21 protein-coding genes and 1 pseudogene are annotated in these 22,766 nt (G+C 69.2%); 14 read left to right on the top strand and 8 right to left on the bottom strand.

Annotation, left to right across the window (positions count from 1 at the left end):
- Positions 1-2: 2 nt before the first annotated feature.
- Positions 3-365: a DUF4398 domain-containing protein gene (locus DB31_RS16905; RefSeq protein WP_044188741.1), complete on the bottom strand. Its 363-nt coding sequence runs from the start codon at positions 363-365 to the stop codon at positions 3-5.
- Between the two features lie 319 nt (positions 366-684).
- On the opposite strand from DB31_RS16905, the gene DB31_RS16900 reads away from it, so the two are divergent.
- The 6 genes from DB31_RS16900 (at position 685) to DB31_RS16875 (ending at position 4,778) form a co-directional block, all read left to right on the top strand.
- A complete protein-coding gene (locus tag DB31_RS16900; RefSeq protein WP_044188738.1) occupies positions 685-1,323 on the top strand; it encodes a hypothetical protein in 639 nt (212 codons plus the stop codon).
- Positions 1,324-1,375: 52 nt separating this feature from the next.
- Positions 1,376-1,795, top strand: a complete 420-nt coding sequence (locus tag DB31_RS16895; protein ID WP_044188736.1) for a hypothetical protein — start codon at positions 1,376-1,378, stop codon at positions 1,793-1,795.
- A gap of 19 nt (positions 1,796-1,814) precedes the next feature.
- Entirely contained in the window at positions 1,815-2,693 is an 879-nt protein-coding gene (locus tag DB31_RS16890) for a 5'-3' exonuclease (protein WP_044188733.1), read from the top strand.
- Between the two features lie 37 nt (positions 2,694-2,730).
- Positions 2,731-3,171 carry a group II truncated hemoglobin gene (locus DB31_RS16885; protein WP_157232021.1) on the top strand — a complete coding sequence of 147 codons (441 nt, stop codon included), beginning with the start codon at positions 2,731-2,733 and terminating at the stop codon, positions 3,169-3,171.
- A 92-nt stretch (positions 3,172-3,263) separates the two neighbouring features.
- Positions 3,264-3,818, top strand: coding sequence for a TetR/AcrR family transcriptional regulator (locus tag DB31_RS16880; RefSeq protein ID WP_420806706.1), 555 nt, complete (start codon positions 3,264-3,266; stop codon positions 3,816-3,818).
- Between the two features lie 39 nt (positions 3,819-3,857).
- Complete coding sequence (locus tag DB31_RS16875) at positions 3,858-4,778, top strand: alpha/beta hydrolase (RefSeq protein ID WP_044188726.1); 921 nt, start codon at positions 3,858-3,860, stop codon at positions 4,776-4,778.
- Between the two features lie 27 nt (positions 4,779-4,805).
- On the opposite strand, the gene DB31_RS16870 is transcribed toward DB31_RS16875, so the two are convergent.
- The 3 genes from DB31_RS16870 to DB31_RS16860 form a co-directional block, all read right to left on the bottom strand.
- A complete protein-coding gene (locus DB31_RS16870; RefSeq protein WP_044188723.1) occupies positions 4,806-5,864 on the bottom strand; it encodes a hypothetical protein in 1,059 nt (352 codons plus the stop codon).
- A 125-nt stretch (positions 5,865-5,989) separates the two neighbouring features.
- On the bottom strand, positions 5,990-6,976 hold the full coding sequence (locus DB31_RS16865; protein WP_044188719.1) for a hypothetical protein: 987 nt from the start codon (positions 6,974-6,976) through the stop codon (positions 5,990-5,992).
- An 80-nt stretch (positions 6,977-7,056) separates the two neighbouring features.
- A complete protein-coding gene (locus tag DB31_RS16860; protein WP_157232020.1) occupies positions 7,057-7,998 on the bottom strand; it encodes an acyl-CoA desaturase in 942 nt (313 codons plus the stop codon).
- 135 nt (positions 7,999-8,133) lie between these two features.
- Here DB31_RS16860 and DB31_RS51595 point away from each other — a divergent pair.
- The 4 genes and pseudogenes from DB31_RS51595 to DB31_RS16845 form a co-directional block, all read left to right on the top strand.
- A pseudogene (locus DB31_RS51595) lies at positions 8,134-8,280 on the top strand (TFIIB-type zinc ribbon-containing protein); the annotation flags it as partial.
- A 174-nt stretch (positions 8,281-8,454) separates the two neighbouring features.
- Positions 8,455-8,973: a TFIIB-type zinc ribbon-containing protein gene (locus DB31_RS51430; RefSeq protein WP_240486734.1), complete on the top strand. Its 519-nt coding sequence runs from the start codon at positions 8,455-8,457 to the stop codon at positions 8,971-8,973.
- A gap of 37 nt (positions 8,974-9,010) precedes the next feature.
- Complete coding sequence (locus tag DB31_RS16850) at positions 9,011-11,002, top strand: S9 family peptidase (RefSeq protein ID WP_044188717.1); 1,992 nt, start codon at positions 9,011-9,013, stop codon at positions 11,000-11,002.
- 83 nt (positions 11,003-11,085) lie between these two features.
- Complete coding sequence (locus tag DB31_RS16845) at positions 11,086-11,625, top strand: hypothetical protein (RefSeq protein ID WP_044188715.1); 540 nt, start codon at positions 11,086-11,088, stop codon at positions 11,623-11,625.
- A 13-nt stretch (positions 11,626-11,638) separates the two neighbouring features.
- Here DB31_RS16845 and DB31_RS46590 read toward each other — a convergent pair whose 3' ends face one another.
- The gene (locus DB31_RS46590; protein ID WP_075306032.1) at positions 11,639-14,830 is read right to left on the bottom strand and encodes a sensor histidine kinase; all 3,192 of its coding nucleotides are present in this window, start codon (positions 14,828-14,830) and stop codon (positions 11,639-11,641) included.
- A 170-nt stretch (positions 14,831-15,000) separates the two neighbouring features.
- On the opposite strand from DB31_RS46590, the gene DB31_RS16835 reads away from it, so the two are divergent.
- Positions 15,001-16,971: a potassium transporter Kup gene (locus DB31_RS16835; RefSeq protein ID WP_075306030.1), complete on the top strand. Its 1,971-nt coding sequence runs from the start codon at positions 15,001-15,003 to the stop codon at positions 16,969-16,971.
- Positions 16,972-16,995: 24 nt separating this feature from the next.
- Here DB31_RS16835 and DB31_RS16830 read toward each other — a convergent pair whose 3' ends face one another.
- On the bottom strand, positions 16,996-17,946 hold the full coding sequence (locus DB31_RS16830) for an ATP-grasp domain-containing protein (RefSeq protein WP_083968377.1): 951 nt from the start codon (positions 17,944-17,946) through the stop codon (positions 16,996-16,998).
- Between the two features lie 113 nt (positions 17,947-18,059).
- On the opposite strand from DB31_RS16830, the gene DB31_RS16825 reads away from it, so the two are divergent.
- Positions 18,060-18,263: a hypothetical protein gene (locus DB31_RS16825; protein ID WP_044188711.1), complete on the top strand. Its 204-nt coding sequence runs from the start codon at positions 18,060-18,062 to the stop codon at positions 18,261-18,263.
- Positions 18,264-18,304: 41 nt separating this feature from the next.
- Here DB31_RS16825 and DB31_RS16820 read toward each other — a convergent pair whose 3' ends face one another.
- Both DB31_RS16820 and DB31_RS16815 read right to left on the bottom strand, forming a co-directional pair.
- A complete protein-coding gene (locus DB31_RS16820) occupies positions 18,305-18,886 on the bottom strand; it encodes a TIGR02265 family protein (RefSeq protein ID WP_083968375.1) in 582 nt (193 codons plus the stop codon).
- Between the two features lie 126 nt (positions 18,887-19,012).
- Complete coding sequence (locus tag DB31_RS16815; RefSeq protein WP_044188706.1) at positions 19,013-19,750, bottom strand: metallophosphoesterase; 738 nt, start codon at positions 19,748-19,750, stop codon at positions 19,013-19,015.
- Positions 19,751-20,015: 265 nt separating this feature from the next.
- Here DB31_RS16815 and DB31_RS16810 point away from each other — a divergent pair, with 265 nt between their 5' ends.
- On the top strand, positions 20,016-21,626 hold the full coding sequence (locus DB31_RS16810) for a golvesin C-terminal-like domain-containing protein (RefSeq protein WP_044188703.1): 1,611 nt from the start codon (positions 20,016-20,018) through the stop codon (positions 21,624-21,626).
- A gap of 10 nt (positions 21,627-21,636) precedes the next feature.
- Positions 21,637-22,746, top strand: coding sequence for a TolB family protein (locus tag DB31_RS16805; RefSeq protein ID WP_044188701.1), 1,110 nt, complete (start codon positions 21,637-21,639; stop codon positions 22,744-22,746).
- Positions 22,747-22,766: the final 20 nt, after the last annotated feature.

Here is a 22,766-nt window from a genome sequence, read left to right as displayed (position 1 = left end):
GCCTACCGCGGGCTGCGCCGCAGCGCCTCCACCTGCTCCAACATCCGCCGGGCCTCGTTCTCCAGCGGCACCGCGCGGGCCAGCGCCAGCGCGAGCTCCGCGTCCGCCGCTGCCTGCCGGAGCTGGAGATCCGCCGCGCCGTACCGGCCCTCACTGATCAGCTGCTGAGCCGCCGACAACTGCTGCTGCGCGAAGCCCAGGTACGTGGCGGCCTCGGGCACTCGCCCCGCGCCCACCTGCTCCGCGGCGCGGATGGTGGCCTGAGACTCCGCCAGCCGCTCCGTGGGAGGTTCCGCCGTCACCCGCTTCGCGGCGCACGCGGAGCCCAGCACTGCCAGGGCTGCGGCCAGGAGCGTCTTGCGCATCGTCCACCTCCGAACCCGTGGGACGGACGCCACCGCCCACTGCCTCGCGCTGAGGTGGGGATGAACGGGCAGGCCGGCAACCCGCCTCGCGCGAGGCCGCTTGTCCCCCACACGAGGAGGTTCCGAAGTGCCCGGGTTGGTTCCTGCTGGCGGAGTCCAACCCCGCAGGTAGGATGGCTCGCAACTCACCGGGTCTGCTTCTAGAGGCAGGAGGGGGCGGACTCAGGCCCTACCTGGCAAGTGGTTAAGCATTGCGTGGAACCGGAATTTCTGATTAAGGTGGTAAAAGCGGTTTAGGCGGGAATTTCAGGGAGTTCGCATGAGGTGGGCCAGAAGCGCGCTACTGCTGGTGGCTTGGGGCTGGCTGGGATGTGCCAGCAGCCCGGCGACTCCCGGGGAGCCTGCGAATTATGGGTTCAAGGAGGGCCAGGTCTGGGTTCGCGGGCCGTGGGAGGCCATCACACCTTCGGCGGATCCCGATGAGGTGATCGATCAGCTCTGTCCCGCTGTCATGGAGCTGCCTGGCGCCCGGTTTGGTGATCACGGACGGGAGTACTGCGGCCTCATCTACTCCCTGGGAGACGGCAAGTACTACGCGAGCCACCCCTCTCCCCTCGGGGATCCCCACATTGGCCGCGTCTCGCGTGAGAAGAGCTGCTACGTGCCACGGCAGGTGGAGGATGCGCGAGGCCGCTCGGAGACCCTTGCGGACTACCACGGCCATCCGTGGTCCCCCTCCTCCATGCTCGAGAGCAGGTCTGACCGGCTCGGGGCGACCCAGGTGTTTTCCATTCGCATCCAGTTCGACAAGGCCTGTCACCTCCAGAAGCTGATCCCCTACCTGAAGGAGGATCGCCCAGGTGAGCTGTACGAGCGCCGCGGAAAGAGCTGGAAGCTCATCGGTCACATCCAGCCTGAAAACAAAGCCAGCGGACGGGTCACCCTTGTCAACGATTGAACCGCTCCGACGCGGCCAGTGGCCTCGGCCCTCGCCGCTCTCGAGGAACTCCATGAAGCGTTCACTGCTGTGGGTGCTCTGCGCCCTGCTCCCCGCCTGCGCGCTCTTCCGGCGCCCTCCGCGTCCCGTCCATGCCCCGCCGCAAGAAGCTGCAGGTGTCACGTTCCCGGCGGAGCCTCTCGACATCGAAGGGAACGTGACCGTCACAGGCCCCCTGTTCGTGGCCATGCAGCTCGCCATGGAGGACTTCCGGCCATGGGACCTCCAGCCTCCCAAGGACGCAACGCCTCGCGAGGTATGCCTCTCCAAACGCGAGTCGTATGACATGATCGCCGCGCCGGGACCCGAAGGTCTGGTCTTCGTTCAGATCTGGCTACGCCCCGAGGCGTGTGAGGGGCCCATTGCTCTCGATACCGGTGCCTCCTACGCCATTGATGCGAAGACGTGGCGCATTCTCGCGATTCGCCAATAGGTGTTAGACACGGCTCCCCATGCGTCTGCACCTCGTTGACGGTACCTATGAGCTGTACCGGGCCCACTTCTCTCCGCGTCCGGGACACTCCGCGCCAGGCGGCCAGGATGTGAAGGCCACCGTGGGCGTCATGTCCTCTCTGCTCGCGCTGCTGCATGACTCGAAGGAGGCGGTGACTCACCTCGCCGTGGCTTTCGACAATCCCATCCGCTCGTTCCGCAACGCGCTCTTCGCGGGCTACAAGTCCGACGAAGGTGTCCCTCCCGAGCTGCACGCGCAGTTCGATCTCGTCGAGGAGGCGGTGCGCGCGCTCGGCGTCACCGTCTGGTCCATGAAGGACCACGAGGCCGATGACGCCCTGGCCACCGCCGCCGCGCGCTGGGCCAGCGAGGTGGAGCAGGTGCGGCTGCTCACCCCGGACAAGGACCTGGGCCAGTGCGTGCGCGGCAAGAAGGTGGTGCAGGTAGACCGGCGCCAGGAGAAGGAGCTGGATGAGGACGGCGTCCGCGCGAAGCTTGGCGTCCCTCCCGCGAGCGTGCCGGATCTGCTCGCGCTGATGGGCGATGACGCGGATGGCATCCCCGGCCTGCCCGGCTTTGGAGAGAAGGGCGCCTCCTCGCTGCTCTCCGCCTATGGCCACCTGGAGGCCATCCCCGCCGATGCCTCGAAGTGGACCGTGCGCCCGCGCGGCGCGGACAAGCTGGCCGCCACGCTGCGCGAGCACCGTGAGGATGCCCTCCTTTATAGGAAGCTCGCCACGCTGGTGACGGACGCGCCGCTGAAGGAGTCCCTCAAGGCGCTGGAGTGGGCGGGGGTCCCTCGGAAGCCCTTCGAGGCCTTCTGTGACAAGCTCGGCGTGACGACCCTGAAGTCCCGCCCCAAGCGCTGGGCCGCATGAGAGAATGGCGCGGGCTTCCCTCGCGTTGAACACAGCCATGTCCACTCAGCTCAAGACTCCCACCACGGACGAATGGATCCCCTCGCTGGAGGACACCCCCTTCATGCGGCTCGGGGGCGAGGAGGCGGTGAAGGCGCTCGCAGCGGCCTTCTATGACGCCATGGACGCCACCGAGCCGGCACTCGCCCGCCTGCACGTGCTGGAGCCGGACGGCAAGGTGAGCCGGGGTACCCGTGAGCGCTTCGGCCTCTTCCTCATCGGCTGGCTGGGCGGGCCGCAGCACTACATCGAGCGCCACGGCCACCCGCGCCTGCGCATGCGCCACGGCCACGTCCCCGTGGACTCGGGCATGCGCGACGCGTGGCTGCGCTGCATGCACAAGGCCATGGACGCGCGCGGCCTCACCGGCAACGTGCGCCGCTTCCTCGAGGAGCGCTTCGGCCAGACTGCCGACTTCCTCCGCAACACCGAGGGCTGACGCCGCGGGCTTGCGGAAAAAGAACGACCGTTCTATTCTTTCCCACGATGCGAAAAGGTGAGCTCACACGTCAGGCCATTCTCGAGCGCGCGGTGCGCTTGGCCAGCCGTGTGGGCCTGCAGGGGCTGACGATCGGCGGGCTGGCGGAGGAGCTGCAGCTCTCCAAGAGCGGGCTGTTCGCGCACTTCCGCTCGAAGTCCTCGCTGGAGGTGGAGGTGCTGGAGGCGGCCACCGCCCTCTTCACGGAGGTGGTCATCCGCCCGGCGCTGGCACGGCCTCGCGGGGAGCCTCGCATCCGCGCCCTCTTCGAGCGCTGGCTGGACTGGTCCCGCAGCGCCGCCAATGAGGGCGGCTGCATCTTCGTGGCCGCCGCCGCCGAGCTGGATGACACCCCGGGCCCCGCGCGCGACACGCTGGTGCAGAGCCAGAAGGACTGGATGGACTGCATCGCACAGACAGCCCGCACGGCCATCAACGAGGGCCACTTCCGCAAGGATGCGGATGTGGAGCAGTTCGCCTCGGACCTGTACGGGGTGATGCTCGCGTGCCACCACGCCTCGCGCCTGATGCGCGACCCCAAGGCCGAGGAGCGCGCCCGCCGCTCCTTCGAGTCGCTGCTGAGCCTCTACCGCACCCCCACGGCCTGAGCGGCCACGCTCTTCCCCTGCCTCTCCCAGGAGCTTGTCATGGCGAAAAATAGCACGAACGTTCGGACGGAAATGACGCGGTGGGCGCTGCGGACCACGGTCCGGACGCTCGGTACGGTGGCCCCGGAGCGGACGAGCCAGTGGGCGGAGCGGCTCTTCTTCACGCCGCGGCGGACCCAGCCCTCGCGCACGGCGCGCGCGGTGCTGGAGCCAGGGCAGCAGCGCTTCCTGGAGCTGTGCGGTGAGCAAGTCGCGGTGTGGAGCTGGGGCGAGGGCCCTCGCGTGCTCCTGGTGCACGGGTGGAGCGGGTATGGCGGCCAGCTCACCGCCTTCGTGGCGCCGCTGGTGGCCGCGGGGTTCTCGGTGGTGACGTTCGATGCGCCGGGGCACGGGCTGTCGTCCGGGAAGTTCTCGTCGCTGCCGGAGCTGGCGCGGGTCATCCGGGCGGTGGCGCGTGCGACGGGAGGACCTCACGCACTGGTGGCGCACTCGCTCGGGGCGGCGGCCAGCGCCGTGGCAATCCGGGATGGGCTGTCCGTGGAGCGGGCTGTGCTCGTGGCGCCGCCGTCGGATCCTCGCAAGGCAGTGGCCTTCTTCGCGAAGTGGCTGGGGCTGCCTCAGGGCGCGCTGGCGCGGACGGTGGAGCGCATCGAGGCGCGCGTGGGGAAGCTGGAGGACTTCGTGGTGCCGTCCTTCGCGCCCGCGCTGAAGACGCCGGTTCGCATCTTCCACGACGCGGGCGATGCGGAGGTGCGGCTGGAGTCGGGCGAGGCCATCGCCCGCGCATGGCCAGGAGCGGCGCTGGTGCGCACCCAGGGACTGGGGCACCACCGCATCCTTTATACGCCGGCCGTCGTCTCGGAGGCGGTGGCCTTCATTCGGGAGAGCCGCCCCCAGAACGCGTGGCCGCTGTGGGCCGCTGCCGCGACGGAGCCGCTGTCTCCGCAGCCTCTCCTCTGAGGGCGAGGCACGGAGGCCAGGGCTGGCTCAGAAGCGCACGAAGAGGCCCGCCCCACCGGCGACGGACTTGTTGTCCGGGCCCGCCGCCATCACCACGGGCACGGGCACGGCCTGGAAGCCGTCGGAGCGGCGCATGCTGTACCGCTCCGTGGGCATGCCCGGATCCGAAGTGAGGAGGAAGGTGAGGGCGAACGAGGTGACGATGCCGGCCAGCGCGGTGAGGGGCACGGTGGTGCCCTCGGCGAGGAGAGAGCCCAGGAAGAGCATCGAGGCGCCCACCCCGAGCGGTACCATCGTGAGCTTGATGACGCGCGAAGCCTCGATCTCCAGCGGGATGGCGAGCAGGCCGCCCAGCGCCATGCCCAGCGCCGGAGCGATGAAGGTGGGCGTGTAGTTCACGTCCCTGCTGGAGGACCCGTCGATGATGCCCTGGGTGAGCCCCGTGAGCGTCAGTGCGTACAGGGACACCATGCCCACGAGCGACGCGTCCCCGGTGCTCACATCGGCTCCGCCCTTGGTGAGCGCGAGCACGCTGACGATGCCCAGCTGCGTGGTGGCGAGGCTCAGCCACGCGGCGTTCCTGGAGGACATGTCCTCGCTGGCCGAGATCGCCAGGCCCGCGACGAAGCCCGAGGTGGCCGCGCCGGCGACCAGGAGCGACTCATTGCGCTCCACGGGGACGTAGTACTGGTACATCGTGGCGATGGTGCCCAGGGTGAGGCCGCCCACCACCGCGCCCGTGTAGGCGCTGTTCGACTTGTCGCTGTCGTTGGTGTCGAAGCTGTTGCCGAGCATGGCGCCGCTGACGATGCCGCTCATGACCTCGGTGAAGGCGACCAGCGAGCCACCCGGACCGGCGGAGAAGCGGCTGTAGCGCACCACTCGCTCGCCCGGAGTCTCCGAGGGCCCCGTGGCGGCCGGCGGCACCGTCGTGGCTGGCGGCGGGGGAGGAGGCGGCAGCGGTGGCTCAGTGGGGGCGGCCATGGGGGCGCTGGGAGGCGGCAGCGGTGGAGCCGTGGGGGCGTCGGGCTGTTGGGCGCTGGCCACGGCCGCGGTGAGGCTCAGCAGAAGGGCGATGGACCGCATGGCGATGGGCTCCTCGAGGGGATGTCGGGTTGCAGCCGGGGTGCTCCTCGAAGGCCCCCGGTCAGCCGGCCTGCACTGCATCTTTCCTGTTTTCCATTGTCCCGCAAGAGTCTTGGCACGGAGGGTCAGAACTGGATCCACAGGCCAGGGCCCGCGGCGAGCCCCGTGTTGCCCCGGCCCGCGGCCAGCACCACCGGCACGGGGGCCACCTTCACGGTGCTCTCGGAGGTCCGCTCCCACTCCGGTGGCGAGGAGGTGAGGGCCAGCACCATGGAGGAGATGACGAGGCTGCCGCTCAGGGCGATGAGCCCGACGCGCCCTGTCGTGGCATTGCCCGAGAGCGGCGCGGCCAGGCCGAACGCCATGCCGCCGATGGCGAGCGGGACCGGCCAGAGGATGGCGAAGGCGAGGCTGTTGAGCTCCACGGGGATGGCGAGCAGCCCGCCGAGGGCCATGCCGATCGCGGGTGCCATGAGCATGGGCGCGAAGTTGTACCCGCCGCTCGTCTCCGCGTTGTGGATGAACTCGATGAGACCGGCGAAAGCCGTGGCATAGGCGGAGGTGAGGCAGATGAGGCCATAGTCCGCGCCGCTCAGGTCCTCGCCGCCCCGGGTGAGCAGGAGCGAGGAGAACATGCCCATCTGTGAGGTGAGTATCGCCAGGAGCGCGCGGTCCCGGTCTCCCAGGTTCTGGTTGTTCGCGTAGGCGATGCCTCCCGCGAGCCCGGCCAGCGAGGCGGTGGTGGCCAGCAGCGACTCGCGGCGCTGCACGGGGAAGAAGTACTGGTAGAGGATGCCGCCGGTCCCCAGCGTGAGCCCTCCGAGCATCGCGCCGGTATAGAGGTTGTTGGTCCGGCCCTTGGCATCGAAGGAGTTGCCCAGGATGGCTCCGCCCGCGATGCCCACGAGGACCTCGGCGACCGCGATGGTGGGGCCCGCGGGTCCAGCGGAGTAGCGGCTGTAGCGCTGGGCCCGGGAGCCCGCGGACTCGGCGGGTCCGGTGCTCGGAGGAGGACGGGCCCACGCTGGCTCATCCGGCGAGGAGCCGGAGGGTTCGGTCTGGGCTCCCGCCACGGTGGCGAGGAGGCACGTCAGGAGGAGCAGGGCGCGCATGGGGGCTCAGAGAACTCTGGAGCGGGTTCGGATTGCAACCCGTGGACCAGCCCTGAGCCCGAACGGGCCTGCGGCGTGACTCAGCGCGCCGTGGCGGGGTGTGCACGGCGGTGCACAGGAGCGCGGCGCGCCTGTCGTGGGCGCGGAGCCTGCGTGTGCCTCGCACCCTTGCGCAGCGGGAGCGTCGCCACCGTCTGCACGTCCCACACGAGCCCCAGCCACTCCAGTGCGCGCACGGCCCAGAACCCAGGGTCCGGCTCGCGCCAGCCCACGCCCATCTGCGCGGAGCTCGGGTACGCGTGGTGCGTGTTGTGCCACGACTCGCCCATGCTCAGCAGTGCGAGCCAGCCCGTGTTGCGCCCCTGCTCGGCCGCACCCGCCATCTCATAGGGCTGCTCGCCCGAGACGTGGCTCACGCAGTGGATGGCCCAGAAGCCATCCTGCGTGAGGGCCAGCCGCACGAAGATGCCCCACGCGACGAAGGCGGGGCCACCCACCGCGAACAGCCCGAGCGCCAGCGGCACCTGGAGCCACAACCCCGCGCGCTCCAGCGCGTGGAAGAACGGGCGCTCGGCGACGCGCGGATCCACCGGCGGGTACACGGAAGGATCCGGCGCGAGGTAGTCGAAGAAGAGCGCGTAGGCCATGGCCCGGAAGAAGCCGCCCTCGTAGCCGAAGTAGGGAGGACAGGCCGGCTGGTTCTGGTGGTAGTCGCGCATGTGGTGCACGCGGCTCATGCCGAGGATGCCGCCCAGGCCCGCGAGCGTGCCCACCCCCGCGAGCACCGTCTCCATCGCGCGAGACGTCTGGAAGGCGCGGTGGATGAGGCCTCGGTGGAAGCCCACCGAGACACCCAGGCACATCGTCACCGCCACGAGCGCCGCAGCCACTCCCACCGCGCTCCACGAGAAGAAGACCGCGCCGCCCACCAGCGCGCCCGTGTGGATCAGCGCCCAGCGGAGCACCTTGCTCCCGTTCAGCCGCGTCTCGCCCCACACCTCGCTGCGTTTCGCATCGTCCATGGCCTCCGGCTCCTTTCGAGCTGGAGTCACTGCGAGCGCCTTGCCAGCGGACAACGGGCCTCATTTCAGGCACTTGCAGCCCCAGAGTGGCGGCACTGTCCACACCGTTGACAGTCCACCGGCAACGCCGAGGACATGCCACCTACGAGCAGGGGCTGGTCTAGGCTGCGCGCCATGCGGTGCCCTGCTTGCAACATCCCACTCGACAGCCTGCGTGTCGGTCACATCGAACTCGATGAGTGCCCCCGGTGCCTGGGGGTGTGGTTCGATCGTGGAGAGCTGCACGAGGTCCTCACGTCGCGCCTGTCCTCGCGTCTGACGAGGCGAGAGTCCCCACTCGAACGTCCCTCCACGGACCACCGCATCGGGCCATGCTGCCGGTGCGGGGGGAGCTTGATGGAGCAGAAGTTCCAAGGATCCTCTCCTGCTGCGTGCGCACGCTGTGGAGGCTTCTGGGTGCCGCAGGCGGCCTTCGAGGCCCTGAGCACACCCCAGCAGGCACCCGCCACGCCCGTGCAGAAGGGGACGCGCCCCGTGCCCGCGGTAGGCCTCAAGGGCCGCTGTCCCGCGTGCGATACGCCGATGCGCCCGGAGGATCGCCAGGGTCAGGGCTACCACCGATGCCCTCAGTGCGGCGGCATCTTCCTGCCGCGCGGAGCGCTGACGTTCATTCTCTCGCACGCGAAGGGGACCTTCGAGCCCGGCCCCGAAGTCCCCGAGGGCGTTCCCGCGCACGCCGGGTGTCCCGTCTGCCGCAACGTGATGCAGCCCATCTCCTGGCAGGGCAAGCCGGTGCGCGTGTGGGCGTGCACCCAGTGCTGGGGGACGTTCGCTCCGGCCTCGGCGCTCAACCAGCTCCAGAGCTCGGCTCAGCCTCAACCGCCGGGCTTCCAGGGCGTGGGAGGCGGGTTGTGGCGAATGCTGGACGCTGTCGTGGAGTGGTGGGTGAGCCCGCCCAAACCTCCGCAGTTCTGAGCCTCGGCCCCGTCATCGCTGGTAGGGTCCCGGGGCCATGAACCTTGGAACCCTCCCGCTCCTCGTGTCCCTGCTCGCCACGCAGGCCCCGCCCGCCGCCGCGCCCTCCACGGTGCCTGGGGTGACGCCGCTCCCGGGCCAGCCCAACGTGCTGATCAGCGGTGTCCCCGCGGTTCCTCCCGAGCTGGAGAGCCGCATCCATCAGTACCTGGAGTCCCGCGCCGCGCAGCTCCTGGACGTGTCGGGAGACGGCCAGCAGGTGCTCATCTCCACGCGCTTCGCCGAGGTGAATCAGCTCCACCTCGTGGAAATGCCCATGGGCGCGCGCACCCAGCTCACCTTCACCTCCGAGCCCATCTCCCAGGCCCAGTTCCTTCCTGGCGCTCCGAACATCCTCTTCTATCTGCAGGACGTGGGCGGCGGTGAGTTCTTCCAGGTCTTCCGGTGGGACCGAGGCACGGGCCGCTCGGAGTTGCTCACCGACGGCAAGAGCCGCCACGAGGCGCTCCGGCTCTCGGAGGATGGCAAGTGGCTGGCCTATAGCAACACGAGCCGCAACGGGAAGGACACGGATGTGTATGTGGCGCCCACGGACAACCCGCGTCAGGCCCGCCGCCTCACCGAGCTCGAGGGCACCTGGTACCCCGTGGACTTCTCTCGGGATGGCACGAAGCTGCTCATCCAGCAGTTCCGCTCCGTGGCCGACTCGGATCTGCACGTGGTGGATCTGAAGACGGGCGAGCGCCGCCAGCTCACCCCCAAGGAGAGCCCGGGTGGAATCGTGGACGCCCTCTTCACTGCGGACGGGCAGGGCGTCTACCTCGTCACCGATCGCTACAGTGACTTCTCGGAGCTGTACCGGCTGGAGCTCGCCAAGGCGCCCTACACCGCCGCGCCCCCATCGCTGACGAAGTCCATCCCCTGGAACGTGGACAAGCTCGAGCTCTCGCCGGATGGCCGCCAGCTCGCGGTGAGCATCAACCAGGATGGCTCCAGCCGGCTCTACGTGCTGGACACGCGCACGAACGCGCTCTCGGCTGTGAACCTCCCGCAGGGCGTGATGACGTCACTGGCGTTCCCCGGCAAGCGCTCGGACACGGTGTTCTTCTCGATGGCGACGGCCCGCTCGCCCGCGGACGTGTGGCAGCTGGACCTGCGCACGAAGAAGACCACGCGGTGGACGCGCTCGGAGGTGGGCGGGCTGAACACGGACACCTTCGTGGAGCCCGAGCTGGTGCGCTACCCCTCCACCGGAGGCGTGAAGGTGCCGGCCTTCCTCTACCGGCCGCGCGGCGCGAGCGGAAAGGTGCCCGTGCTGGTCATCTTCCACGGAGGCCCCGAGGGCCAGAGCCAGCCCATGTTCAGCCCCTTGGCTCAGTTCCTGGCCACCGAGATGAAGATGGCGGTGCTGCTGCCCAACGTCCGAGGCTCGGAGGGCTACGGCAAGACGTACCGGGCCATGGATGACGGCGTGAAGCGCGAGCAGAGCCTCGCGGACATCGGCGCGACGCTGGACTTCATCGCCGCGCAGAAGGACCTGGACGCTTCACGGGTGGGCGTCTACGGCGGCTCGTATGGCGGCTACATGGTGCTGGCCACCGCGGCCTTCTTCCCGGAGCGCATCAAGGCCGTGGTGGATGTCGTGGGCATCTCGCACCTTGGCACCTTCCTCCAGAACACCCAGGCCTATCGCAGAGACTTGCGCCGCGCCGAGTACGGCGACGAGCGAGACCCCGAGGTGCGCAAGGTGCAGGAGCGCATCTCCCCGCTGAACGCGGTGGACCGGATCCGCGCCGCGCTCTACGTGCAGCAGGGAAGGAACGACCCGCGCGTGCCGCAGTCGGAGGCGGAGCAGATCGTCAAGGCCGTGCGCGCCAAGGGGGCGGACGTCTGGTACATGCTCGCGCTCGACGAGGGGCACGGCTTCCAGAAGAAGCCCAACCGGGACTACGCGCTGATGACCGCCATCCTCTTCCTGGAAAAGCACCTCGGCGCGGCCCCGGCCGCCGGTACCCCAGGCACGAAGTAAGCCGTCAACTTTTGGTTGCGCAATGCAACTGAGATGCAGAGGCGATGGAGTCCCAGCCACGGGGTGACTATCTTTCCCCCACCATGAAAACTCCGCGCTTCGTTCGTGTGATGTTGGGACTTGGGTTGCTCGCAGGGGGAGCGGCCCTGGCAGAACCGAAGGAGAGTGACCCGGTCATCTCCGTACGCCTGCCGCAGGCTTCTTATAATGTGAAGCTCACGGGGAAGGATGTCTTCTCCCTGGGCTTCCAGCTGCACCACTCGCCCAAGGAGCTGCGGGGCCGCGTCGGTGAGTCCACGGCGGACATCAAGTTCACGGAGAACGAGGCCAAGGGCAACATTGGCCAGGGTGCGGTCAACCTCAAGATCAAGGTCGAGGGCGAGGCCGTCAAGGCCGAGGGCGGCTTCGCCGGGCGCCCCGTGCAGCTGACCTACAGCCCCTCGGAGCTCACCGTGTACATCAACGACTGCACCTACAGGCTGAAGAACAACGAGGGGACGTACATCGGCCGGCGCAGCTGTGACCGCGCCTTCCAGCGCGACACCGAGGTCTCCATCCCCGAGGTGTTCCAGCAGCTCTCCCCTGCAGAGCAGGCGACCATCCTCCTGTTCTCCCTGGGCTGAGCCGCCCGCGGCCTCAAGCCGGCGGGCGGGGGAGCTCCACGGTGAAGGTCGAGCCAACGCCCAGTTGGCTCTCCACCTGGATGCGCCCGCCCATCGCCTCGATGATCTGCCGGGCAATCCACAGCCCGAGTCCGAAGCCGCCGTAGTTGCGCTCGGACACCGCGCGCTCGAAGCGGTTGAAGAGGCGCTTCAGGTCCTCCTCCGCGATGCCGATGCCGCCGTCCTTCACCGACAGCCGCACGTGGGAGTCCTCCACTGAGGTAACGAGCTGGATGGGGTTGCCCCGGCCGTACTTCACCGCGTTGGACAGCAGGTTCGTCACCACCTGATCCAGCCGCAGCCGGTCCCACTGCCCCGCCACCTCCGAGGAGAGCTGGAGCTGGAGGGACGAGCCCGCGCGCGCCAGCTCGGGCTCGAAGCGCTCGGCCACCTCGCGCGCCAGCGAGGACAGCTCCATGGGCTCGGGGCGCAGCTGCAGCCGCCCGGCCGAGATGCGCGAGACATCCAGCAAATCATTGATGAGCTGCGTCTGCCGCCGGACCTGCCGGTCCACCGTGTCCAGGCTGCGGCGCAGCCGCTCCGGCGAAGGGCCCGAGGGCGAGCGGTCGAGCGTGGACAGGAGAATCTGTACCTGGAGCTGGAGCGCGCTGATGGGCGTCTTCAGCTCGTGGCTGGCGATGGAGAGGAACTCCTCGCGCAGCCGCACCGCGTGCTGCGCCTCGCGGTAGAGCCGGGCGTTGTCGATGGCCAGCGCCGCCTGCCGCGCCAGCTCCTGTGCCAGGGCCAGGTCTCGTGCGTCATAGAGCCGCCGGGTGGTGGTGAGCGACAGCACCCCCAGTGCTTGGCCTCGCACCACCAGCGGCACGCGCAGGGAGGTACAGGGCTTCGGTGTGGACTCGCGGCGCAGCTCGGGCTGGCCTGAGGCGAGGATGCGGGCCACGGCGTCCGCCTCCGGCTCTGACAGCGAGGCCTCGGGCCCAGAACCCGTGTGCGCGGCGGCCACGCACCGCAGCTCGTCTTCCTCCAGCAGGTGAATGGTGCAGCTGTCCGCCCACGAGGGCACGGCCAGGTGCGCCACGCGCTCCAGCGTCGCCTCGTCATCGAGGCTGCTGGCCAGCTCACTCCCGGCCCGCGCCAGGAAGCGCTGGGCGTCCTCCGCGCGCTTGCGCTCGGTGATGTCGGTGATGACGTAGACGCACTGCATCTGGCCGCTGGTGTGGCGCACCGCCGAGGCCCACAGCGCCACGTCGATGCGCGTTCCATCCTTGCACTGGCGCTGGGTCTCCACGCCCATGAGCGGCTCGCCTCGGGCCACCCGGGCCAGGTTGTCGCGGAACTCGGCCTGCTTGTCCGGGGGCACCGCCACCAGCGGGCGCCCGAGGGCCTCCTGCTCCGTCCATCCGAAGATGCGCTCGGCGGCGGCGCTCCACATGCGCACCGTGCCATCCGGATCCATCAACACGATGGCGGCCGGAGAGGCCTGGATGACGGCGGAGAGCGTCTGGTGCGCCTCGCGCAACGCCGCCTGGGCCGCCTGCTGCTGTTCCTGCAACCGCGCCCGGGCCAGGGCCTCCGCGGCGGGGTGCACCAGCAGCTCCAGGAAGGCGCGCTCCTCCGAGTCGAAGCGGCGGGGCTCGGTGAAGTTCAGCACCAGGGCCCCCAGCGTGCGTCCCTCGGAGCGCAGCGGCAGGCATGCCATGGACGGCGTGACGGGGGGCGGGGTGGCGCCTTGCCGCTGCGAGAGTCCTGGATCGCGGTGGGTGGCGGCCTCGGGCGTCTCCAGCCACACCGGCCGGCCCTCGCGCAGCGCCTCCATCAGGGGCGCGCTCAGGTTCAGCGGGAGCCGCTGGAAGCGCTCCACCATCTCCTGCGGGTAGCCCACGGTGCGGACCAGCCGCGCGTGGGTGCCCTCCGGCTCGATGAGCCACAGCCCACCGCTGCGCGCCCCCACCGCCGCCACGCCATGGTCCACGACGATCTCCGCCACGCGCGTGGCCGTGAGCGCCAGGGAGAACTCGGAGGTGACGACCTGGAGGCGGGTGGTGCGCTCCGCGGCACGCTGAGCGGTGGTGCGCGCTTGCTGCTCGGCGGTGTAGAGCCGGGCTCGCTCCAGCGCCTGGGCTGCCTGTCCCGCCAGGTCCTTCAAGAAGGCCCGCTCGCTCTCGGGGAAGGGACGAGGCCTGTGGAAGCCCACCGAGAGCACGCCGAGCGCGCGCCCATGCGCCAGCAGCGGGAGGCTGGCCACGGCCTGGGCGAGCAGCTCCTGCCGCTGGAAGGAGGAGGGGTAGCGCACCGCGAGCTGGTCCGGAGACTCCATCCAGAGCGGGAGCCGGGTGCGGTAGGCCTCCGCGGTGGGCAGCGGCGCGCTGCTCGGGAAGCGCGCCAGGCGGTCCAGGGAGAGAGGAGGCAGGTTGCGGCTGACGAGGATCTCCAGCCACGAGGGGTCTTCGCTGGCCACGGTGACGACACCCTGGTCCGCCCCCAGCGCATCCATGGCCTCGCGCATCACCGCGCCGGCCACGTCCGCTGGAGTCACCGCCTCGGACAGCGCCGCGGTGGCGCGCTGCATGCGCAGGATGCGGTTGGCGGCCACCTCCGCGTCGAGCCGGGCCTTGCGCTCCGCCTCGTAGGCGCGCGCCGCCTCCAGCGCCACCGTGGCCCGGTCCGCCATCTCCTGCACGAGCATCCGCTCGGTGTCATCGAAGGGGCGCACGTCCAGCCCCCGGGCAATGGCCAGGGTGCCGAGCACGCGCCCTCGCGCGCGCATGGGGACGACGAGCAAGTCACTGAAGGGAAAGCGCTCGGCCGCCGTTCGGAACGAAGGCGCCACGGAGCGCTTCAGCACCTCCGGGGGCAGTGCCGCCAACGCCAGGGACTCGGCCTTGCGGACGACGAGAGAGGACAGCCCTTCGTCCGCGCGCTGGGGTCCGGACACGAGCGTCTGGAAGAGCTCTCGCGCGGAGGGGTTCGCGTGGGCCGAGCCTACCGGTTGCAGCCACAGGCCATCCTCGGACAGCAGGCGCAGGCCGCACGCCTGGCCCAGCGAGGGCACCACCAGCGCGCACAGCCGCTCGAGCACCGCGGGGGGCTCCAGGCTTGCGTCCGCCAGGGCCCGCGATGCATCGGCCAGCATCGACAGTCGTTCTTCCAAGCCCAGCGGCGTGCCGGGATCGTGTTGCGTCTGGCTGGTGCCCAACGAGGCCATACTGTGGAACTCCCCCCAGGACAGGATCGCACACGGGAGGTGCGTCTTGCGCCAAGGGGTCTCGCGCCGGAAGTGCAGCCGTTGACACACGCACATGGCCTTACGTGCGGGCGTACATCCACGTGGCAGGTAGGAGCCTTCCGCTCGGGCTGGAATGGAGGCGTGGAGGGATGCGCGAGCCCGTTGCTCCCAGCCAGGGTTCGGCTAAAGCGGGAGCCGTGAACGCAACCACGGAAGCTCCCCCCACGAACACCGGAGGGCAGGACGGCGCCGTCAAACGGACAGCCCTGCTGGCCATTGGGGCGATTGGCGTCGTCTACGGCGACATTGGTACCAGTCCGCTGTACGCACTGAGGGAGTGTTTCACGGGACCGCACGGCATCGCCCCGTCCCACGAGAACGTGCTGGGGGTGCTGTCGCTCATCTTCTGGTCGCTCATCATCACGGTGTCGGTGAAGTACCTGGTGTTCGTGCTGCGGGCGGACAACCGGGGCGAGGGCGGCATCCTGGCGCTGATGGCGTTGGTGGCTCAGCGGCTGAGGTCCGGTGAGGCGCCCCGGGCGCGGCCGCTGCTGGTGACGATGGGCATCTTCGGGGCGTCGTTGCTGTACGGAGACGGCATCATCACCCCGGCCATCTCGGTGCTCAGCGCGGTGGAAGGCCTGAGCGTGGCCACGCCCATCTTCGAGCCCTACGTGCTGCCCATCACGCTGATCATCCTCCTGGGACTCTTCCTGGTGCAGCGGCACGGCACGGGTGGCATCGGCAACGTGTTCGGGCCGTTCATGTGCCTGTGGTTCATCGTGCTGGCGGTGCTGGGGGTGAAGGAGCTGGTGCACAACCCGTCGGTGCTGTGGGCGCTGTCGCCGGTGCAGGGGGTGTTGTTCTTCGTGCACAACGGCGGGCACGGCTTCTTGGTGCTGGGCGCCGTCTTCCTGGTGGTGACGGGAGGCGAGTCGCTCTACACGGACATGGGCCACTTTGGCCGCACGCCCATCCGCTGGGCGTGGTTCGCGCTGGTGCTGCCCTCGCTGATGCTCAACTACCTGGGGCAGGGGGCGCTGCTGCTGAGGAACCCCGACGCGTCGCGCAACCCGTTCTTCCTGATCGCGCCCGAGTGGGCGCGCTACCCGTTGGTGGCGCTGGCGGCGGGGGCGGCGACGATTGCCTCGCAGGCGGTCATCTCCGGAGCGTTCTCGAACACGCGGCAGGCGATGCAGCTGGGCTACTGCCCGCGCATGGAGGTGGTGCACACCTCGGCGGAGGAGAAGGGGCAGATCTACCTGCCAGGGCTCAACTGGATGCTGTTGATCGGCGTGGTGCTGCTGGTGCTGGGCTTCCGGACCTCGAGCAACCTGGCGGGGGCGTACGGCATCGCGGTGTCCACGGCCATGCTGATGACGACGTGCATGGCGTACGTGGTGGCGCGCGAGCGCTGGCACGTGGGCCGGGCGGTGGCGCTGCCCATCATGCTGGTGTTCCTGACCGTGGAGCTGTTCTTCTTCAGCGCCAACGCGGTGAAGATTCCGGAGGGCGGCTGGTTCCCGCTGGCGCTGGCGGCGGTGCTCTTCACGCTGATGACGACGTGGAAGCGCGGGCGTGAAATTCTGGCGGCGAAGCTGCGCGCGGCCAGCATGGACCTGAAGGACTTGTTGGAGAGCTTCCAGGGCGAGCACGCGCCAGTGCGGGTGCCGGGCACGGCGGTGTTCATGACGGGCAACCCGGAGGGCTCGCCGCCGGCGCTGCTGCACAACCTGAAGCACAACAAGGTGCTGCACGAGCAGGTGGTGCTGCTGACCATCCTGTCGGAGGACGTGCCGCACGTGTCGAGCGAGGAGCGGGTGGAGGTGCAGCCCATCGAGCAGGGCTTCGTGCGGCTCATCGCGCGCTATGGGTTCATGGAGAACCCGAGCATCCCGGACATCCTCAAGAAGGGGCGCGAGAAGGGGCTGCAGTTCCAGCTGATGAGCACCTCGTTCTTCCTGGGGCGGGAGACGCTGATTCCCTCGAAGAAGCCGGGGATGGCGATGTGGCGCGAGGCGCTGTTCTCGTGGATGAGCCGCAACGCGCGCAGCGCCACGGCGTACTTCCGCATTCCGCCCAACCGCGTGGTGGAGCTGGGCACGCAGGTGGAGCTGTAGGCCAGGGCCTCGGAGGGCGGAGCCTTACCGGACGGCGCGGGCGCCCTCCACCACCCGGCGCGCGATGGCCCGGCTGATGCGGTGCCCCGCCTTCAGCTCCACGTCCATGTAGATGGGCGAGCTGTTCAGCTCCAGGAACACGAAGTCCCGCGCCCGCTGCTTCAAGTCGATCCCCGCCAGCGTCAGGCCGCACGCCCTCGCCGACGCCCGGCAGAAGCGCTGCACCGGCTCGGGCAGCACCACCTCGCGGTACATCGCCTCCCCGCTGCTGTAGACAGGGTCGTCGCGGAAGTCCAGGTGCTGCTCCGGCGTCACGATGGCCACGCACGACACAATCTCGTCCCCCACCAGCGTCACCCGGAGGTCGTCCCCGGGAATCCGCTCTTGGAAGATGACCGGAGACGCTGTCACCGCGTCGAGCCGCTCCAGCGCCTCGGCGTCCAAGGCGCGCGTGACGGCTCCTCCCATCACCGGCTTGTAGATGACGTCCTTCACCTCCGCGTGGAACGCACGGATGGCCGCCGGATCATTCGAGATGAGCGTGCGCGGTACCTTTGCCCCCAGGCTGCGCAGCGCGTGGAGCTGATAGGGCTTGTGCTGCATCACGCTGGCCGCGTGCGGACCGTTCACCAACGTGGCGCCCCGGTGTGACAGTTGCAGCAGCCACGCCAGGAAGTACGCCGCCCGCTCGCGCGTCTGAGTGAAGGTGGTGAACCAGTCCTCGTAAAGCACCAGCGACTCGTCCTTCTTCATCGCCGGCACGGACGGGGACGGCACCGAGCGCACGTAGAAGCCCTTCACGTCGTCCACGGACTCGCCTTGGTAGGACGTCTTCCCATCCAGCATCGACAGGGGCTTGCCCTCGTCCAGCGCACGGCTGTCGATATAGAGCGTGTCCGCCCCAAGCGCCGCCGCCTCCCGCGCCACCGCGGCGCACTGTGGATCCGAGCCCTCTCCGAAGATGCCGATTCGCATGGTGTTCCCCCCTCGTGGGCTGAAGACTTCCACCCCAGGCAAGCAGGACTCACCTTTCCCGTACAGATGGGTGGGTGGCAACCCAGCCCCCCACGTTCGTTTCAGGAGGCAACATGCCGGGTCATCCTCGAACCCGCTCTTTCATCCGGTACGCGCTGCCCGTGCGGCTGCCCGGTAAACCCCCGAAACCCCCGCCCGAAGAGGGAGGCAAGGGCAAGCCCCGTCCCATCACCACCCTCGCACTGGGCGAGGAGGGGGGCTCCGGCTCCATCACTTCAATGGCGCTGGGCGAGGAGAGCGGCAGCGGCGACTCCTGAGGCATCGTCCGCTCGAAAGGCTGCCTGCCCGGCAGGGACACTCAGTTCCAGGTGATGTCGTAGTCCACCAGGTCGATGCCCTGCGGCCGGGCCCGCGCGCGCCCCTGGACGTTGAGCATCTTCAGCGCTCCAGCGACGATGCCCTCGTGGTACGCCGGAGGGATCATGTCTCCCTGCGCGTGCAGCACCCCGGACTTCGGACTGGTGGGCTTGTACTCGCGGCGCCCATAGGAGACGGCGGTGCTGTAGCCGATCTGCGCCATGGAGCAGAGCTTGTGCGGATCTCCTCGCACGAGCACGTTGAAGAGGAAGCGCCCCGGCCCGGAGTTGTAGCGGCTGATGCTCGATTCCCCGCAGGCGCGGAACACGGCCGCCGGAGAGCCGAACCGGCTCTCGAGCACATCCGCCACGTCGTAGATGAGATGCAGGAAGTCCTGCACTGGGTACATGCGCAGCTCGGAGTACTCCTTCGCGAGCTCTCCCTTGCGGAGCTTCGTGAGCGTGGCCAGCCCCGCATGCTGCTCGACGAGCTGAAACACGGTGGTGAAGAACAACCCCAGGACACTGTCTCCCGGATGCGCCGCTGTGAGGCGAGCCGAGAGCTCTTCCTTATTCGCCGGCATTGTCATTCCCCTTGGCCTCCCGAACGCCAGAGGCCCGAGGGGAATTGTAGAGCCGCCGCTCACGCCGAGGAATGCAGGCGCGGTGCTCACATCTCGTCGAGCAACACAGACGAGAACTTTGCGGTGTCACGCTTCATCGAGCAGCACCGGCGAGAACTTTGCGGCGTCACAAGACGCCAGTACGTAGCGGACGCCCGCGCGCTCACCCGTGAAGCCCGCGGCGATTCCCTCCGCGTGAAGGTGCCCATACACACAGACCTTGGGGTGGAAGGCTTCGATGGGGGCGCTGAACGCGGTGGGCTTCTCGTTCGCGTACAGCGGAGGGAAGTGCACCGCCACGACGCGCGTGAGCGGCGTGGGGCTCGCCTTCTCCTTCTTCACCGCGTCCTCGAACGAGGCCGCCAGCCGGCGCGTCTCGCGCTCCACGTAGCCCAGGTCCACCGCCTCGTCGCCCATCTCTCCGCCGGGCATGGGCGGGGCCTCGGGCGCCGTCCACAGCCGTGAGCCAGCGATGATCCACGGCCCCATCACCACCGCGCTGTTCTGCAGGAAGCCCTCAATGCTCTGGAAGGGCTCCAGCAGCTTGCGCAGCTTCGACGCAGAGTCTCCCCACCAGTAGTCATGGTTGCCGCGCACCAGCACCTTGCGGCCCGGCCGCGCGTCCAGCCACTTCAAGTCCTCGAGCACCTCGGGAGGCCGCGTGGCCCAGGAGATGTCTCCCGCGACGATGACCACGTCCTCGGGGCGCACCTTCTCGTCCCATGCGCGTTGAAGGGGCAGCGGGTGCTCCGCCCACCCGAAGCGGTGCATGTCCTTGTTCCGGGTGGAGGGCAGGTGGGTGTCGCCGATGGCGAAGAGGCGCATGGCCCCCTCATACCGAAGCCCTCGCACAATGTCGGCCCCTCTGAGGGGCTCGGCTCACGTTCGGCCACCGGAGGACCAGGCGAGGACCCGCTCTCCCTGATGTTTCAAAGGCTTGTGACACCGTGCGACAACCGCATTTCATTTAATTGCGGGTCTTTATAGAGATTCCTGCTTAGCGAGAATTCTGCTAAGCAGTGCGCGCCGGCTCCCTCGCGGACGAGGGTGAAGCCGACGCTGTCCCATTCCCCCCTTGGAAGGAGCTTCCATGTCCACGTTGCGCAACGCGCTGGCGACCGCCGCCGCGGCCCTCTCGCTGGCTGCCTGCGGTCCGCAGGGTCCCGAGCCCCAGGAGCCCACGCAGAATCCCTCTGGTGCCGTCGCGGATGCGGCGCAGGACGCGGTGAACCGCGGCTCCACGGGGCAGCTGGATCCGCTGTTCGACAAGGCCTCGCGCGAGTTCAACGTGCCGGCGGACCTGCTCAAGGCCATCTCCTTCACGGAGACGCGCTGGAACATGGTGCGCGGCGAGGAGGAGTTCCCGGGCATGGCGCCGGCGTTCGGCGTGATGGCCCTGCGTGGCGCGGAGCTGGAGCGCGGTGCGGCCCTGGCCAAGGTTTCTCCGGACGCGGTGCGCAACGACGCCGAGGCCAACATCCGCGCGGGCGCGGCGCTGTTGTCCGCCTACGCCGATGAGCTGAAGGTGGACCGTGCGGACCTGGGCGCCTGGGCGCCTGCGGCGGTGCGCCTGAGCGGCATCACCCACACCGACGCGCAGGCCGAGCACGTGCACAAGGGTGTCTACGCCACCCTGCGCAGCGGCGTGGTGGCCGAGGGCGCGGACGGCAAGGTCACGGCATCCATCATGCCCACGCCGGTGGAGGCGAAGTTCGCGGCGCCCTCGCTGCACGCGATGGCAGCGGGCCCGGACTACGCCAACTCCATCTGGCGGCCCTCGCCCAACTACAACGCGCGGCCTGCCACGCCGGGCATCAAGATGATCGTCATCCACACCTGCGAGGGCAGCTACTCGAGCTGCTGGAGCTGGCTGGTGAACACGGCCTCGGGCGTGTCGGCGCACTACGTGGTGAACGAGAGCGGTAGCGAGATCTCCCAGCTGGTGGCCGAGGTGGACCGCGGCTGGCACGTGGGAGCCACCTATGACAAAAGCCTGAACGGTGGCATGGAGCCTGACCTGCAGGGCTTGTCGGTGAACCACTTCGCGGTGGGCATCGAGCACGGCGGCTTCGCCAGCCAGACGTCCTTCCCCGCGGGGCAGATCGACGCGTCCGCGGCGCTGTCGTGCGACATCGCGCGTGACCGTGGCATCCCGCGTGACCAGTACCACATCGTGGCGCACGGCAAGCTCCAGCCGGCCAGCCGCACGGACCCGGGTCCGAACTGGCCGTGGTCCACGTACCTGAGCAAGATCAACACGGCATGCGGTACCAGCACCACCGGCCTCGTCATCGACAGCAACCAGGCCAACAACGACACCTCCATGGGCTACATCCAGGTGTCGGCGAACTGGACCTCGTCTTCGAACGTGGCGGGCTACTACGGCTCGGGCTACTACGTGGCGCCCACGCAGGCCATCTCGGATCCTGCGGTCTTCTGGTTCAACATGCCGGCGGCGGGGACGAAGACCATCGACGCGTGGTGGACGGCGGCCACGGACCGCTCGACGACGGCGCCGTTCATCATCACCAACACGTCGGGGACCAACCTGGCCACGGTGAGCGTGAACCAGCAGATCAACGGCGGCAAGTGGAACACGCTGGGCACGTGGAGCTTCCCGGCGGGCTGGAACAAGGTGCAGGTGAGCCGCTGGACGGGCTCGGGCTACCAGGTCGTCGCCGACGCAATCCGCGTCCGCTAATGGGAGCCGTATGAGCCAGGGCCTCGAACCTCGTCGTCCTTGGCTGGGACGGGTGCGGCTGTGGGCCGCGCTCGCCCTTGTGGGTGCCGGTTGTCCCGCGAGCCAATGTGGCCGTGGGACAGCCGCGGGCCCCGGCCCGCTGTCCGAGCAGGAGCGGCGGGCCATTCCGGGCGTCATCGCCTTCATCTCCGAGCGAGCGGTGCAGAAGGACGTCTGGCTGGTGAAGCCGACGGGTGAGGAGACGCAGTTCACGAAGAGCCCCGAGGAGGATGACTACACCTCGGCGCCGGCCCCGGATGGCAAGGCGCTGCTGGTCATCGCCACGTGGAGCGTGAAGGGGCTTCACATGGAGCAGCTGCGGCTGCAGCCGTTGGATGGCTCGGCGCCGGTGCCGCTCAACGCGCCTCGGGCGCGGGCGCGGAATGCGAGCTGGTCGCCGGATGGCAAGTGGCTGGTGGCCGAGTCGGACGCGCAGAGCTTCAGTGACCTGGTGAGGCTGGAGCCCAAGGCGGGCGCGGCCGAGCAGCGCCTGACGGATGTGCCGGAGGGCTGCTTCGAGCCGGATGTGTCCCCGGATGGCCGGGAGATCGCGTTCGTGTCGAGCCGCGAGGGAGACCCCGAGATTTACGTGATGCCCGTGGGCGGCTCGGAGGTGCGCCGCGTCACCGCGTTCTACCGGGAGGACCGCGAGCCGCGCTGGAGCCCGGATGGGAAGTGGCTCTCATTCGTCAGCAACCGCGAGAGCCGGGACCGGTACTACGTGGTGCGGCCGGATGGGACGGAGCTGCGAGCGCTCTCGGGGACCTCGACGAAGCTGGAGGAGCGCGAGCTGGCATGGAGTCCGGACAGCCAGAAGGTGGTGTTCGTGGAGCGGCTCCCGGACGCGAAGAGCCGCATCTGGCGGGCCGACGTCGCGACGGGCGAGCTGGTGGCGCTCACGGATGGAAAGGCACGGGACGACGCGCCGGCCTGGAGCCCGGACGGCAAGTACCTGGTGTTCGTGGCGGAGCGGGAAGGGGACACGGACCTGTGGTTGATGCGCGCGGACGGCACGGGGCAGACGCGCCTCACCACGGCGAAGGGCGCGGACTGGCTGCCGCGCTGGTTCGTTCCGCACTGACCGAAACACCCCTTCCGTAG

It is taken from the genome of Hyalangium minutum, from assembly GCF_000737315.1.
GTDB lineage: Bacteria > Myxococcota > Myxococcia > Myxococcales > Myxococcaceae > Hyalangium > Hyalangium minutum.
Note: the sequence above shows the minus strand (reverse complement) of the source record. Positions and strands in the feature narration are given on the sequence as shown.